Annotated in this window: 14 protein-coding genes; 9 read left to right on the top strand and 5 right to left on the bottom strand. The window is 62.0% G+C overall.

The genetic code is table 11. The annotated features are described in order from the left end of the window. The first annotated feature begins 130 nt into the window (after positions 1-130). The 5 genes from urtA to urtE all read left to right on the top strand — a co-directional run bounded on the left by urtA (position 131) and on the right by urtE (position 5,534). Entirely contained in the window at positions 131-1,366 is a 1,236-nt protein-coding gene (gene urtA / locus ABWP84_RS15935) for an urea ABC transporter substrate-binding protein (RefSeq protein ID WP_353213032.1), read from the top strand. 47 nt (positions 1,367-1,413) lie between these two features. Then, positions 1,414-2,907 carry an urea ABC transporter permease subunit UrtB gene (urtB, locus tag ABWP84_RS15930; protein ID WP_353213031.1) on the top strand — a complete coding sequence of 498 codons (1,494 nt, stop codon included), beginning with the start codon at positions 1,414-1,416 and terminating at the stop codon, positions 2,905-2,907. 160 nt (positions 2,908-3,067) lie between these two features. After that, entirely contained in the window at positions 3,068-4,114 is a 1,047-nt protein-coding gene (urtC, locus tag ABWP84_RS15925) for an urea ABC transporter permease subunit UrtC (RefSeq protein ID WP_353213030.1), read from the top strand. Then, positions 4,111-4,842 (top strand): urea ABC transporter ATP-binding protein UrtD, encoded by a 732-nt coding sequence (gene urtD, locus ABWP84_RS15920; RefSeq protein WP_353213029.1) that lies wholly within the window; start codon positions 4,111-4,113, stop codon positions 4,840-4,842. The genes urtC and urtD overlap by 4 nt, the downstream gene beginning before the upstream one ends. Next, a complete protein-coding gene (gene urtE / locus ABWP84_RS15915; protein WP_353213028.1) occupies positions 4,839-5,534 on the top strand; it encodes an urea ABC transporter ATP-binding subunit UrtE in 696 nt (231 codons plus the stop codon). Before urtD ends, urtE begins: the two co-directional genes overlap by 4 nt. Here the strand turns inward: urtE and ABWP84_RS15910 are convergent. After that, entirely contained in the window at positions 5,524-6,276 is a 753-nt protein-coding gene (locus ABWP84_RS15910) for a murein transglycosylase (protein WP_353213027.1), read from the bottom strand. The two genes, urtE and ABWP84_RS15910, sit on opposite strands and share 11 nt — an antisense overlap. 316 nt (positions 6,277-6,592) lie before the next feature. On the opposite strand from ABWP84_RS15910, the gene ABWP84_RS15905 reads away from it, so the two are divergent. From ABWP84_RS15905 to gshB, 4 genes are read left to right on the top strand one after another with little or no spacing between them, the layout of a single operon-like run. After that, a complete protein-coding gene (locus tag ABWP84_RS15905) occupies positions 6,593-8,212 on the top strand; it encodes an NAD(P)/FAD-dependent oxidoreductase (RefSeq protein ID WP_353213026.1) in 1,620 nt (539 codons plus the stop codon). Continuing rightward, positions 8,213-9,136, top strand: coding sequence for an alpha/beta hydrolase (locus ABWP84_RS15900; protein ID WP_353213025.1), 924 nt, complete (start codon positions 8,213-8,215; stop codon positions 9,134-9,136). It abuts the gene before it with no gap. 50 nt (positions 9,137-9,186) lie between these two features. After that, positions 9,187-10,038 carry a transglutaminase-like domain-containing protein gene (locus tag ABWP84_RS15895; protein ID WP_353213024.1) on the top strand — a complete coding sequence of 284 codons (852 nt, stop codon included), beginning with the start codon at positions 9,187-9,189 and terminating at the stop codon, positions 10,036-10,038. Positions 10,039-10,082: 44 nt separating this feature from the next. Continuing rightward, complete coding sequence (gshB, locus tag ABWP84_RS15890) at positions 10,083-11,024, top strand: glutathione synthase (protein WP_353213023.1); 942 nt, start codon at positions 10,083-10,085, stop codon at positions 11,022-11,024. Positions 11,025-11,235: 211 nt separating this feature from the next. On the opposite strand, the gene ABWP84_RS15885 is transcribed toward gshB, so the two are convergent. The 4 genes from ABWP84_RS15885 to ABWP84_RS15870 all read right to left on the bottom strand — a co-directional run bounded on the left by ABWP84_RS15885 (position 11,236) and on the right by ABWP84_RS15870 (position 13,914). Continuing rightward, positions 11,236-11,859: a hypothetical protein gene (locus tag ABWP84_RS15885; RefSeq protein WP_353213022.1), complete on the bottom strand. Its 624-nt coding sequence runs from the start codon at positions 11,857-11,859 to the stop codon at positions 11,236-11,238. Further along, the gene (locus tag ABWP84_RS15880; protein WP_353213021.1) at positions 11,852-12,274 is read right to left on the bottom strand and encodes a hypothetical protein; all 423 of its coding nucleotides are present in this window, start codon (positions 12,272-12,274) and stop codon (positions 11,852-11,854) included. Before ABWP84_RS15880 ends, ABWP84_RS15885 begins: the two co-directional genes overlap by 8 nt. A 3-nt stretch (positions 12,275-12,277) precedes the next feature. Next, positions 12,278-13,324 (bottom strand): hypothetical protein, encoded by a 1,047-nt coding sequence (locus ABWP84_RS15875; protein WP_353213020.1) that lies wholly within the window; start codon positions 13,322-13,324, stop codon positions 12,278-12,280. Between the two features lie 200 nt (positions 13,325-13,524). Then, the gene (locus ABWP84_RS15870) at positions 13,525-13,914 is read right to left on the bottom strand and encodes a site-specific integrase (RefSeq protein WP_353213033.1); all 390 of its coding nucleotides are present in this window, start codon (positions 13,912-13,914) and stop codon (positions 13,525-13,527) included. Between the last annotated feature and the right edge of the window lie 193 nt (positions 13,915-14,107).

Here is a 14,107-nt window from a genome sequence, read left to right as displayed (position 1 = left end):
TGGTCATTTCCGTTTCAAATCGGCAAGAATCTCTTCGGACCTCCCAGCATTCTAAATCCATTGAAATTAGAATGGCGATTGCGAAGGCGGGCCGCGGACGGCACGTCGGCATCTCGAAGGACCGTTGAGAATGAAGCCTCTCCATTTTGGTCGCCGCAGCGCGCTTGCAGCGGGCACCGCGCTGGCCCTGCCTGCCGTCCACTCCGCCTCCGCCCAGGCGGCGCCGATCAAGGTGGGCGTGCTGCACTCCCTGACCGGCACCATGGCGATTTCCGAAACCGCCCTGCGCGACACCGTGCTGATGATGGTCGAGCAGCAAAATGCCGCCGGCGGCATCCTGGGCCGTCGCCTCGAGGCCGTGGTGGTTGACCCCGCCTCCAACTGGCCGCTCTTCGCCGAAAAGGCGCGCGAATTGCTGGCGGTGGCGAAGGTGGACGTGACCTTTGGCTGCTGGACCTCGGTGAGCCGCAAATCGGTGCTGCCGGTGTTTGAAGAACTGAACGGTTTGCTGTTCTACCCGGTGCAGTATGAGGGTGAGGAACAGTCGCGCAACGTGTTCTACACCGGCGCCGCGCCCAACCAGCAGGCCATCCCGGCCGTGGAATACCTGATGTCGGCCGATGGTGGCGGCGCGCGCCGCATTGCGCTGCTGGGCACCGATTATGTCTATCCCCGCACCACCAACCGCATTCTGCGCGGCTTCCTGAACAGCAAGGGCATCAACGATGCCAATATCATGGAAGAATACACCCCCTTCGGCCATAGCGACTGGCAGGGCATTGTCGCGCGGGTGAAGGCCTTCGCCGCCCAGGGCGTGAAGACGGCCATCGTCTCCACCATCAATGGCGACGCGAATGTTCCGTTCTACCGCGAATTGGGCAACCAGGGCATCAAGGCCGAGGATATCCCCTCCGTCGCCTTCTCGGTCGGCGAAGAAGAGCTGGCCGGCATCGATACCCGCCCGCTGGTGGGCCATCTGGCCGCCTGGAACTACTTCATGTCGGTCCGTTCGCCGGCGAACACCCAGTTCGTCAGCGGCTGGCACCGCTTCATCGGCAATACCCGCCGCGTGACCAATGACCCGATGGAAGCCACGCTGGTTGGCTTCAAGATGTGGGCCCAGGCCGTGACCGCCGCCCGCACCACCGCGGTCGATCCTGTGCGCGAAGCGATGTATGGCCAGAAGGTCGCCGCCCCCTGCGGCTATGAGCTGGAAATGCACCGCAACCACCACCTCTCCAAGCCGGTCATGATCGGTGAAGTGCAGGCGGATGGCCAGTTCAACATCGTCTGGCGCACCCAGGGCCCGATCGTGGCTGAAAACTGGAGCCCCTTCATCCCCGAGAATGCGAACCGCCGCCGTTGAACTCACTTCGCGTCCTGTGTCTCCTCTGCGCCATGGCGGCTTCCGCCATGGCGCAGCCCAGTTTTGAGACCCTTCTTCCCCGCCTGGGCGAAAGCTTTGGCGCCACCGCCGAAGCCGCCGAGGCGATGGGTGCCATGGGTGACCCCCGCGCCCTGCCGCTGCTGCGCGCCCTCAATGATAACCGCCTGGGCCGCACAGCCGATGGCCGCCTGGTGATCGATGGCCGCGATGCGCTGACCGGCGAAGCTGCCCCCTCCCCCGCGGAATTGCTGCGCATCAACAACCGTGTTCGCGTGGCCCTGCGCGGTGCCATGGGCCGGCTCGCGATCGTATCGCCCGATCCGGCCGAGCGTGCCGCCGCGGCCGAAGCGGTCTTCCGCACCAGATCGGCTGAGAATGTGCCGCTGCTGGAGGCCGCTCTGGCGCGCGAGGCTCTGCCCGATATCCGCGCCCGCCTGGAATTGGCGCTCGGTGCATCACGGCTGATTTCCAACGATCCTGCGGGCCAGCGGGCCGGCGTGGCCGCCCTGGCCCAGGCCGGCACCGCCGATGCCCGCAACCTGCTGCTGGAGGTGCGCGCCAGCCGCACCGAACTCGCAGCCGAGATCGACCAGGCCATCGCCGCCATTGACGGCAAGCTGGCCTTCCGCCGCGCCGCCGAAACCTTGTTCCAGGGGCTCTCGCTGGGCTCGGTGCTGCTGCTCGCCGCCCTCGGCCTCGCCATCACCTTCGGCGTGATGGGCGTGATCAATATGGCGCCTGGCGAGACGGTGATGCTGGGCGCCTATACCACCTTCGTGGTTCAGGAGGCGCTGCGCAGCACCGGCATGGCCGCATGGTCGCTGCCGCTTTCCGTGCCCGCCGCCTTTGTCGTCACCGCCGCCATCGGCGTGGCGCTGGAACGGGGGCTGATTCGCCACCTCTATGGCCGGCCGCTGGAAACGCTGCTGCTGACCTTTGGCATTGGCATGATGATTCAGCAGAGCGTGCGCCTGGTCTTCGGCGCGCAAAACCGCGAGGTGTTGAGCCCGGCCTGGATGCAGGGCTCGCTCCTGCTGCCCGGTGGCATCGCCGTCACCCAGAACCGGCTTTGGATCATATTTTTCGCCCTGGCAGTGCTGGTGGCGGTGATGGCGGCCATCCGCTTCACCCGCTTTGGCCTGCAAATGCGCGCCGTGGTGCAGAATCGGCGCATCGCCGCCACCATGGGTATCCGCACCGGGCGGGTGGATGCCGCAACCTTCGCGGTCGGCTCGGGCATTGCCGGCATCGCTGGCGTGGCGCTCAGCCAGATCGACAATGTCTCGCCCAATCTGGGCACCGGCTACATCATCGATAGTTTCATGGTCGTGGTCTTCGGCGGGGTGGGCTCGCTCCTGGGCACGCTGGTGGGGGCCATGACGCTGGGGCTGACCAATAAGCTACTGGAGCCCTATGCCGGGGCGGTACTGGCCAAGGTGGCAGTGCTGGTGGGGATTATGATTTTTATTCAGCGCAGGCCCAAAGGGCTGTTTGCGCTGAAGGGGCGGGCGGCGGAATGAAACCGTTAAGCATGGGGGAAATGAATTTCCCCGTTCGACATATATGTCGAACCCCCATTCTTTTTCTTTTATGTAATTGGCGCGACTTCGCAGCCAGCGCCAATAATTCAAAAATAAAACAAGGGGGTCCGGGGGAATTCATTCCCCTGGTTATCCACCCATGAGACGCGCCATCCTCCTGGCCTGCATCTGCACCCTGGCCGCCCTGCCATTGCTGAACATGCTGCCCACCGACAACCCGCTGCATGTCTCTGACTTCATCATCACCATCGTCGGCAAATGGCTGTGCTATGCCATACTGGCACTCAGCATCGATCTGGCCTGGGGCTATGCCGGCATTCTCTCGCTAGGCCATGGCGCGTTTTTTGCCCTTGGCGGCTACGCTATTGGCATGCATTTGATGCGCCTCATCGGGCCGCGCGGCGTTTATGGCCATCCCATCCTGCCGGATTTCATGGTCTTTCTTGGCTATACCGAGTTGCCCTGGTTCTGGTGGGGCTTCCAATCCTTCCCCTTCGCCATGGCCATGGCGCTGGCGGTGCCTGGGCTGCTGGCCTTTGTGGTGGGCTATCTCGCCTTCCGCAGCCGCATCACCGGTGTGTATCTCTCCATCCTGACCCAGGCGCTGACCTATGCGCTGATGTTAGCCTTCTTCCGCAATGATATGGGCTTTGGCGGCAATAACGGCTTTACCGATTTCAAGGAACTGCTGGGCTTTTCGCTTAATACGTCCAGCGCGCGGATGGGGCTGTTCTATGCCTCGCTGCTCGCGCTGGTGGTGGCCCTGGCGCTTTGCGCCAATATCGTTGGCTCCAAGCTCGGCCGGGTGTTGGTCGCGGTGCGCGATGGGGAAAGCCGGGCGCGCTTCTTGGGCTATGACACATTGCAGCACAAGCTTTTCATCTTCGTGCTCTCGGCCATGCTGGCGGGCCTCGCCGGTGCGCTCTACGTGCCGCAGGTGGGCATCATCAATCCGGGCGAGTTCAGCCCTGGCAATTCGATCGAGGCGGTGGTCTGGGTGGCCTTTGGCGGCCGCGGCACGCTGGTCGGTGCCATACTGGGCGCCTTCTCGGTCAATGCGCTGAAGACCTGGTTGACCTCGGTGGCGCCCGACCTCTGGCTCTTCGTGCTCGGCGCCATTTTCGTGGCGGTGACGCTTCTGCTGCCGCGCGGCCTTATCGGCCTGCTGGAGGGGCGCCGGAAATGAACTCCCTCTATCTCGATGGCGTGACCGTCATGTTCGATGGCTTCCGCGCGCTGAACAACCTCTCGCTCATCATCGAGCCGGGCGAATTGCGCGCCATTATCGGCCCGAACGGCGCGGGCAAGACCACGATGATGGATGTCATCACCGGCAAGACCAAACCCACCACCGGCACGGTCAAATTCGGCAATCATGACCTGACCCGGATGGATGAGCCGCGCATCGCCATGCTGGGCATCGGCCGCAAATTCCAAAAGCCCACGGTCTTCGACGCACTCACGGTCTTCGAAAATCTCGAACTCGCGCTCAAATCCCCCCGTGGCCCGCTGGCATGCTGGCGCTGGCGCCTGGCCGGCACGGCGCGACAAAAAATCCAAACCACCCTCGATGAAATCGGCCTGCCCGACCGTGCCCAGGATTTGGCCGGGCTGCTGAGCCATGGCCAGCGGCAATGGCTGGAGATTGGCATGCTGCTGATGCAAGAGCCCGAACTCCTCCTGGTCGATGAACCCGTGGCCGGCATGACCGATCAGGAAACAGAACACACCGCAGCCCTGCTCAAGCGCATCGCCGGCACCCGTTCGGTGGTGGTGGTGGAGCATGATCTTGAATTCGTCCGCGCGCTGGGCCGGCGCGTCACCGTGCTGCATGAAGGTTCCACCCTCTCCGAAGGTTCGATCGACCATGTGCAGAACGACCCCCGCGTGATCGAGGTGTGTCTCGGCCGATGACGCTCTCCGTCAACAATATCAACCTGTTTTATGGTGCCAGCCACTGCCTGCGCGGCGTGACGCTGGGCGCTGTGCCCGGCAGCATCACCTGCGTGCCGGGGCGCAACGGGGTGGGCAAATCCTCGCTGATGCGCTCCATCGTCGGGCTGGAGCGGGTGCGCTCGGGCAGCATCACCTGGGAAGGGCGCGACATCACCACCCTGCCCCCGGCCGAGCGCGCCCGCGCCGGCATAGGCTATGTGCCCCAGGGGAGGGAGATTTTTCCCTTCCTCACCGTGCGCGAAAACATTGAAACCGCGCTGGCCGCAGCACCGTGCGGGGCTTCCGTGCCTGATGATATTTTCGACCTTTTCCCAATCCTGAAGGATTTTCTCCGCCGGCGCGGTGGCGATCTTTCGGGCGGGCAACAGCAGCAATTGGCCATCGCCCGCGCGCTCACCGCGCGGCCACGCCTGCTCATCCTTGATGAACCCACCGAGGGCATCCAGCCCAATGTCATCAAGGATATCGCCCGCGTTATCCGCCATCTGGCCAAGGATCGCGGCATGGCGCTGGTGCTCGTCGAGCAATATTTCGATTTTGCCCGCTCATTGGCCGACCGCATCGCGGTGATGGTGCGTGGCGAGGTGGCGCTGGAAGGCCCCGCGCATGAATTGGATGATGAGGCGGTGCAAAAACTCCTCACCGTGTAGCCAGGCGCTGCGGCAGCAATGCCGCCACCCGGCCATTGAGCGCCACCGGGGCGGCACGATAGGCATCAAGCCCCCTGCCGCCCTGGCCCGGCCCAGCGCTCCCCTGCATGGGGATGATCCGCGCATTCTCGCCGCCATTGGACAGGCTGGGCGCCATGCCCGGGCTAAGCCTGGCCATCACCGGCCCCGGCGGGTTGCTCGCAAGCCTCGCCACCTCCTCCGGCCAGGCCGCCACCACCCGGGCGCGATAAGCCTCGGCCAGATTCGGGGTCTGGCTGTGGTAATGGCTGGCTGAGAGCATCCAATCCCGCCGCGTCTCATTCAAACGGTTGAGGAAGGCAGCGGCGTAACGGGCATTGGCCAGCGGCTCGACGGCCTCCTCCAGGCTGGCAAAGGCCTGCGGGTGATGATGCAAATTGATCTGCATGCAGCCAATATCGATCACCCGGACGCCGCGGGCCTGCAATTCCCGCACAGCGGCAATGGCTGCCGGGGCATTGGGGAAAAATCTGCCCTGCCCCTCTGCATTGATCGTCCAGGGCCAGGGGCCGAAGGCACCGGTCTCGGGGTTGCGCCGCCCGGATTCCACCCTCCCTATCGCCTGCATCAACCCGGCAGGAATGGCGGCATCCCGCTCCACAGCGGCGATGGCGCTGCGGCAGAGCTGGGTGGGCTCGGCTCGCGCCAGCAGCGGCGCCAGGGTGAGCGAGACAAGCAGGGCAATCCGAGGGAAAATTCGCATGCCCTGGCCTGGGCAAGCCTCATGCCACCGCTCAGCCTTTCAAGCCGGGTAGCAATGCGAAAATGTCATGCTGCAATGCAAAATATCGCTTGCATACGAACGATCTATGGCCTAATCATTCATTCAGCAGCGAGGGAGCACGCTCCCTTGTCTGCCTTTCTTGGACGTTTCCTCCCTTAACTTGGTGGGGGCCCTCGGGTCCCCACCATTTTTTTTGTGAGCGGCCACAGCGGCCGGGCCTCTGGACGTGGCGAGGATTCTGCCGCTGAATGGCGTCTCTGTTCCTAGAAAGCGCTTTGCAATGCCCGATACCTCCATGAATCCGCCCGTGCTGGATGCGCTGATCATCGGCGCTGGCTTCTCTGGGATGTACCAGTTGCACTGCCTGCGTGACCGGCAGGGGCTCTCCGCCCTGGTGCTGGAGGCCGGTGCCGGCGTGGGTGGCACTTGGTACTGGAACCGCTATCCCGGCGCGCGCTGCGACTCAGAAAGCCACTCCTATTGCTACAGCTTCTCCCAGGAGATGCTGCAGGAATGGGAATGGTCCGAGCGCTATCCCGAACAGCCCGAGATCATGCGCTACATGAATTATGTGGCCGACAAATTCGACCTCAAGCGCGATATCCGCTTCAATACCCGCGTCATCGCCGCCCATTGGGACGCCCCGGCCAATCTGTGGCGGGTGGAGACCGAGGCGGGTCAATCCTACGCCGCGCGCTACCTCATCACTGCCGTGGGCTGCCTCTCCACCGCCAATGTGCCGAAATTCCTCGGGCTTGAGAGCTATGAAGGCCGCTGGGTGCACACCGGCGAATGGCCGCATGAAGGGGTGGATTTCACCGGCCTGCGCGTTGGCCAGATCGGCACCGGTTCCACCGGCATTCAATCCATCCCGGTGATCGCCGCCCAGGCCGCTTCCCTGACCGTCTTCCAACGCACCGCCAATTACTCCACCCCCGCACGCAACCACCCGCTCAGCCCGGAATTCCAGGCCTGGGTGAAGGCGAATTACGGCGAGATCGTCCAGACCATGCGCGAGACGCGCAATGGCCATTGGTTCCGCATCAAGGACCGCTCGATCTTCGATGTGACCGATGAAGAGCGCGAAGCCGCTTTCGAGGAATCCTGGGAAAAGGGCGGCCTGCAATTCCGCTCCGAATTCGGCGATATCACCACCAATCTGGAGGCCAATTCCAAGGCCGCCGAATTCATCAAGCGCAAAATCCGCGAGACGGTGAAGGACCCGGAAAAGGCCCGCCTGCTGTCGGATATCGACCACCCCTATGCCGCCAAGCGCCCGCCGATCGACACTGGCTATTTCGAGGCGATGAACCTCGACCATGTCAGCCTCGTCGATGTGAAGGCCAACCCCATCGTCGAGATCACGCCCAAGGGCGTGCGCACCACGGCGGGTGAGTATGAGTTGGACATGATCGTCTTCGCCACCGGCTTCGATGCGATGACCGGGCCGCTGCTGCGCCTCAACATCACCGGCCGTGACGGTGTGGCGCTGCGCGATGTCTGGGCCGCCGGGCCGCGCAGCTATCTCGGCCTGCAGGTTGAGGGCTTCCCCAATATGTTCACCATCACCGGCCCCGGCAGCCCCTCGGTGCTGACCAATATGCCGGTGGCGATCGAGCAGCATGTGGAGTTCATCACCACCCTCATCGCCCATATGCGCGCCGAGGGCGTGGCCCGCATTGAGCCCGAGGCCGAGGCGGTGGCGGATTGGCTGGTGAAGGTCAACGAAGCCTCGCATGAGACCCTGCTGCCGCAGGCGGCCAGCAGCTGGTATCTTGGCGCCAATGTCCCCGGCAAGCCGCGCGTCTTCATGCCCTATGCCGGCGGCATGGCGAAATATCGCGGCATTTGCGAGGAGGTGGCGGCCGAGGGCTATAAGGGCTTCGTGCTGGAGCGCGAGACGGCGCTGACCTGAATGACGGCGCCGCTTCACCCCGATTGCCAGACCCTGCTAGCCATGATGGCGGCCGCCGGACGGCCGCGCTTCGAAACGCTCGACGCCCAGGCCGCCCGCGCGCAATATGCCGGTGCCCGCGGCGCCGTGCAGCCGCCGCCGCCCGATGTGGCCGAGGCGCGGCATCTGCCCGGCATGCGCTTCTATCGCCCGCTGGGCAGTGACGCGGCCGATATCCTGCCCTGCCTGGTCTTTGCCCATGGTGGCGGCTGGGTGTTTGGTGATCTCGATACGCATGACCATCTCGCCCGCAGCCTCGCCAATGCGGCGGGCTGCGCCGTGCTGGCGGTAGATTACCGCCTGGCACCCGAGCACCGCTTCCCCGCCGCGGTGGAGGATGTGGCGGCGGGCATCTGCTATGCGGTGGCGCAGGCCGCAACGCTGGGTATCGACCCCACACGCCTCGCGGTGGGCGGTGACAGCGCAGGAGGCAATCTCGCCGCCGTGGCCGCCCTGATGGCCCGCGATGGTGACCTGCCGACGCTGCGCTTCCAATTGCTGCTCTACCCCGTCACCGACATGGTGCAAGCCCAAGGCAGCTATACCCGCTTCGCCGCCGGCCTGCCCCTCACCGGCCCCGCCATGGGCTGGTTCCGCGCGCATTACACGCCCGAGCCGGAAACTTGGGTGGATTGGCGGGCCTCTCCCCTGCGCGCGGCCTCGCTGCGCGGCGTGGCGCCAGCCTTTGTGCTGACCGTGGGGCATGATCCGCTTTGCGATGAAGGTCGCGACTATGCCGCGAGGCTGGAGCTGGAGGGTGTGCAGGTAGCCCACCTGCATGCCTCCGATCTGCTGCATGGCTGCCTGACAATGGCGGCGGTGGTGCGCCCGGCGATGGATCTGATTGCCATGGCGGGCGCCGCCCTGCGACGGGGGCTGGCTTAGCCGCTCACCCCACCCTTGCGGCGCGCGCCCCGCGCACCGACATGGATGTCATGCCCGTGACCGCCATTACCGAAGCCCGAATCGCCCTCGACGCCGCCGGCCAATTGCCCGAGGCGGAGATCGACCTCGCAACCGTGGCCCTGCAACTCGCCCGCATTGATAGCCCCAAGGCGGATTGGCGCGCGGGGGCAGCCCTGCTGAGCGAGATCGCGCGTGAGGCGGTGTCCCGCACTGCCGCCAACCCCGCCGCCGATGCCGGGGATGGCGAGGCCCGCCGGCAGGTGCTTGCCGCCCTCATCCATGGCCAATTCGGCTTCCAGGGCGATACGCAATCCTATGATGACATGGCCAATGCCAATCTCATCGAGGTGCTGGCACGCCGCAAGGGGCTGCCCGTAGCACTCGGCCTGTTATGGCTGCACGCTGCCGAAGCCGCTGGGTGGGAGGCGCATGGCGTTGATTTCCCAGGCCATTTCATCCTCGCGCTGCAGGATAAAACCGGCCCCGTGGTGGTGGATGTCTTCCATGGTGGCAAGCGGCTGGAGGCGCAGGATTTGCGCGCCCTGGTCAAACGGATGGAGGGTGCCAAGGCCGAGCTACGCCCTGGCATGATGGTGGCCATGGGCAAGCGCGCCATGCTGCTGCGCCTGCAAAACAACATCAAGCTGCGCCGCCTGCAGCGCCATGATGTGGAAGGCGCCCTGGCCTGCGTGGAGGACATGAAGCGCCTGGCCCCCGGCAATGCCCTGCTCTGGCGCGAGGCGGGGTTGATGAACCAGCGGCTGGAGCGCATTGGCGCAGCGCTGACCCAGCTTGAGCACGCCCTGGTGCTGGCACCACAGGCCGAAGGGCATCTGCGCATCCGCGAATTGGTCGATGAACTCCGCCACCGGTTGAACTGAACGCGCCTGAGTGGCAAGCACGCCGCAACAGACGGAGTGGCGGCATGTCCTTGCGCGTGGCGGTTCAGATGGACCCGATGGAAAGCATCAATATCGATGGCGATAGCAGCTTCGCCCTGATGCTGGAGGCCCAGGCCCGGGGCCATAAGCTGTGGCATTATCACGTGCGCCATCTCTCGATGAAGGCGGGCGAGGTGACCGCCTGGGCGCATCCGGTGACGGTCAAGCGCGAGCGTGGCGCGCATTATGAATTCGGCCCGCCGGTGCCGCTGGATTTGGCGCGCGATATCGATGTGGTGCTGATGCGCCAGGACCCGCCCTTCGACATGGCCTATATCACCGCCACCCATATCCTTGAGCATATCCACCCGAAAACCCTGGTGGTGAATGACCCGGCCAGCGTGCGCAACGCGCCGGAAAAACTCTTCGTGCTCAAATTCCCCGAATTGATGCCCGAGACCCTGGTGACATCGGACACGCGCGAGATCATCCGCTTCCGGCAGGAGCATGGCGACATCATCGTCAAACCGCTTTTCGGCAATGGCGGGGCTGGGGTGTTTCACCTCAAGCCCAATGATTCCAACCTCAATTCCCTCATAGAAATGTTCACCGAACGCTCGCGCGAGCCGCTGATGGTGCAAAAATACCTCCCCGCGGTGCGGCAGGGCGATAAGCGGGTGATTCTGATCGATGGCGTGGCGCTGGGCGGCATCAACCGCGTGCCGGCCGAGGGCGAGGCGCGCAGCAATATGCATGTGGGCGGCACGCCGGTGAAGACGGTGCTGACCGAGCGCGAATTGGAAATCTGCGCCAAGATCGGGCCGGAACTGAAGGCGCGCGGGATGATTTTTGTCGGCATCGACGTGATCGGCGGCTATCTGACCGAAATCAACGTCACCTCACCCACCGGCTTGCAGGAATTGGCCCGCTTCGATGGCATCCACCTGGAGCGCAATATCTGGGATGCGATTGAGGCGCGGCGCTGAGGCGGGCGGGGGAAGCTTGATGGGAGCTTGCCTCACTCCCACTCAATAGCCACTCAGAAAATTACGCATGTTTTCTCAATGCTTTATATGCCCGATTGCAGCTTGTGTAACTTTTGTGCAAGTGCCACTTTCCTCCCGTGACGCACGATGGGCTTACTTATGCGGCGATCCGAGCTCCATCTTGCACACTGTGCGGCTAAGTATCGCGCGGTCATCGGTCCGTGTCTTGAGGTTTGAAGTATAGGGAGACGGAGAGATGCCTCACCTTAAACGAAATTCCAGTATTTACATGAGCATGATAGGAATGAAATTCGATCGGAGATTTGTCGCTTGCGTCAAAAGCGACGTCAGGTCTCGCCTCAGATAGGCGCTCTTTCCACTCCTTCATCAACAAGTCAGCACGCTGATTATAGCAGTATATAAGCATACCGCCTGCATCTTGGCCTTGTAGCCCTGTTGAGTAGCGCGTCGCCAGCTGCTGAAAACCTTTCATCAGCCAGTTATAATCTCCGTGGACTTTCGCTTCGCCAAGCCAAAGAAAATCGTCTCTTCCTTCAATAACTACGTCCACATGGCCTCCGTAAGCAGTATCATGCGTGGCCTGAAAGCCCATCTTTCCAAGGCACAATATGATGTCAGCTGTGAGTAGGTCTTCGTTCTTATGCTGGCGGAGCTGCCGTGTGCGGCTTAAGTCTTGGACAACGTGATCTATAGCGCGCTCGACGGCGGCTAGACGCTCTTTGTGACTTGTTGCAAGTGTCATATCCAGGCGGATCTGACCTGCCGCATCGGGAAATAGAAGCCGCAGCTCGGCAATACTGTAGGATTTATCCATAAGACGGGTCTATCAATCGGCGAAATTTCGATGATGGCGAGAAAAATGGAATAATATGTTTCTCAAAATCGGATAAAGCATAGCCGGTAACAGGATGAATGAGCGAGCCAGTTTCTTTTGCCTCTTTAAGCTCTTCTGCGCTTATCTCGTGCTCAACTTGATTTTCATCCACGAACATAGCATGCGCGTCTAGTGCTTCGATTTTTGAGCTGACCAAAATTGTTATTGCAGTAAGTAAATCTTCGTCAGGTTTAGCTTTGCCAACGGCGCGTGATAGATTGGCGAAAGTGAACATTTGCGACTGCGAGCTCGGCATGGTCGATAGAAAATCGATAAGCTTGACGCAAAGGTGGGTTGCCGGCTGCTCAGACCAGACCCGCCTTAGCTCTATTTTAAGATCGTCGACCGCTTGCATGTCTCAGCTCGACTCAACGGCGGTTTCCAGCTCCTGAAGGAAATGCTGTAATCTCGACATAACAAAATCGTAATCCGCTTGCCCTACCGCGTGCCGGATTCCAACGTCACAAAGGTTAGGAAGTTCAGCGTCACGCATGGATTGAGTGCTGTGAATGCTCAGTTCAGGTCGAGACATTACATCATTTGGAAGAGGCACATCCCACTCGATACTCACCCTAAATGGCTCAATCGGAGCAGTTAAGGCTTCCTTACCCGCTCGGTGATAGACCTCCTGGCGTAGGCATAGGTGCCGCCGGCGCATCTTTTCAAATTTAGTGCTTGCAGTTGTTGTGCTAAATGCAAGCTCTACAACAGTTCCTTCGCTCTCTGCGCTATACATAGCATCTATAAGGCCAAATAAATTTACTGGGTCCTGTAAAACTTGCGATCCTAACAAATTATTGAACGAACTTTTAACTTGAGACTGAACAGCGAAAGATGCTGACCGCGGCGTTCCATCGGGACAGTCAACTCTGACTTCAACGAGGTCGCCATCGAAGGGAACAAAAACTACTTCGAACGTTTGGCGCTTTTCCTGTCGGATACCGATAACTTCATCGTAACCAGCAAGCGCATCCTGAACTTCCTCAGGTAGGCTGTCGCGATCCAATTCTTCGCGAAACTGGAAGCCACGTATCGAGGCGAATACAACGGCTAATCCATTAGGGAGATGCTGAACTGCAACGGGCGTCGCAGCGGCGGGAAAATTGGCTTCTACCTCTTCCGGAGTGAGCAACGCAGGGAACGCACCGGTGAACGGTGTCGGCTGAATGGTAAGGCTAGTGAGGGTTTCCAGCGCCGCTAACTTCGTGGCCTCGCTTATTCGATAAAGCCTAATGCTCTTTTCGCCGCACAAAGCATGCTCGGTTAGCAGCTGGCGAACGGCGAGCCTCTCCTCGAGACTCATTCCGTCGGGCGTCGCTGTCAGCTTCGCGACTGTTGCCTCCCAGCCCTGCCCTCTAGCAATCCCCAGGGACCGAAGCCCACGGCGGGCAATGGTCCACGGCATTCGGCGCTCTAACGAGCCAACGATGCTGGATACGTCCGGGGTGGGCGGTAAGTGTGCGACGTTCAACGTGGCCCCCCAGCTTTCATAATTTTCGGTAGGTTGAGGATGCCCGCCGCAGGCGAACCCCGCGACTAAACCCCGAAATCGATGTTACCGGGCAGAAAGAAAATCGGCAATGTCTGCCAGAAAGGCGGACAAGCTCAGCCAATCAGCTCTACGGCCGCTCGCTTTATGTCGTCGTTGGCGTCGATGTAGACCAAGGTCGAAGAAAGGGAGCGATGGCCGGCCAACGCCGCCAAGACCCGAACTCCAACCCCCTTGCTGGCCAATGTCGTGATGAAGCTCCCCCGTCCCGAGTGACTGGTCACCCCATCCAGCCCGGCCTGCCGATGGACAGCGTTCACCGTTTGGCAAAGGGTGTTGGCCGAGAAGCCATCCTGCTTCTGCGTGCGCAAGAGGCGCTCCGCCGGAGCCCGGCCCTTGAGCTGCTCAACATAGCTCGTGAGCTCTCGCCGGAGCTTCTCCGGGAGGAACACAACCGGGCCGTGGCGTCCCTTTGTTTGCGATGCGTCGAGCCTGTCTGCGCAGATCGCCAGGACTCATAGACACCATCCGGGAAGGCCTTCAGCATATGAGATATTCGCGGCCTTGATGCGTGCAACGCGCCGGCCGTCGTCCGATGCCGGCTGTGCGGCAAGCCGGGTGATGCAGGGGGACGGAAGAAAGAAGTGGCTCGGTTTCTCGCTACAGCGTTTCGGTTCCGATAACTGGATCGCCTGCCGG

Origin of the sequence: Rhodovarius sp. (assembly GCF_040399605.1) — a bacterium.
Lineage (GTDB): Bacteria > Pseudomonadota > Alphaproteobacteria > Acetobacterales > Acetobacteraceae > Rhodovarius > Rhodovarius crocodyli_A.
The sequence above is the reverse complement of the archived record's forward strand: the minus strand, read 5'-3'. Positions and strand labels throughout refer to the sequence as shown.

Excerpts from the sequence above, each read along its gene's own strand:
- urtA (WP_353213032.1), top strand. The coding sequence starts at position 131 with ATGAAGCCTCTCCATTTTGGTCGCCGCAGCGCGCTTGCAGCGGGCACC.
- urtB (WP_353213031.1), top strand. The coding sequence starts at position 1,414 with ATGGCGCAGCCCAGTTTTGAGACCCTTCTTCCCCGCCTGGGCGAAAGC.
- urtC (WP_353213030.1), top strand. The coding sequence starts at position 3,068 with ATGAGACGCGCCATCCTCCTGGCCTGCATCTGCACCCTGGCCGCCCTG.
- urtD (WP_353213029.1), top strand. The coding sequence starts at position 4,111 with ATGAACTCCCTCTATCTCGATGGCGTGACCGTCATGTTCGATGGCTTC.
- urtE (WP_353213028.1), top strand. The coding sequence starts at position 4,839 with ATGACGCTCTCCGTCAACAATATCAACCTGTTTTATGGTGCCAGCCAC.
- ABWP84_RS15910 (WP_353213027.1), bottom strand. The coding sequence starts at position 6,276 with ATGCGAATTTTCCCTCGGATTGCCCTGCTTGTCTCGCTCACCCTGGCG.
- ABWP84_RS15905 (WP_353213026.1), top strand. The coding sequence starts at position 6,593 with ATGAATCCGCCCGTGCTGGATGCGCTGATCATCGGCGCTGGCTTCTCT.
- ABWP84_RS15900 (WP_353213025.1), top strand. The coding sequence starts at position 8,213 with ATGACGGCGCCGCTTCACCCCGATTGCCAGACCCTGCTAGCCATGATG.
- ABWP84_RS15895 (WP_353213024.1), top strand. The coding sequence starts at position 9,187 with ATGCCCGTGACCGCCATTACCGAAGCCCGAATCGCCCTCGACGCCGCC.
- gshB (WP_353213023.1), top strand. The coding sequence starts at position 10,083 with ATGTCCTTGCGCGTGGCGGTTCAGATGGACCCGATGGAAAGCATCAAT.
- ABWP84_RS15885 (WP_353213022.1), bottom strand. The coding sequence starts at position 11,859 with ATGGATAAATCCTACAGTATTGCCGAGCTGCGGCTTCTATTTCCCGAT.
- ABWP84_RS15880 (WP_353213021.1), bottom strand. The coding sequence starts at position 12,274 with ATGCAAGCGGTCGACGATCTTAAAATAGAGCTAAGGCGGGTCTGGTCT.
- ABWP84_RS15875 (WP_353213020.1), bottom strand. The coding sequence starts at position 13,324 with ATGCCGTGGACCATTGCCCGCCGTGGGCTTCGGTCCCTGGGGATTGCT.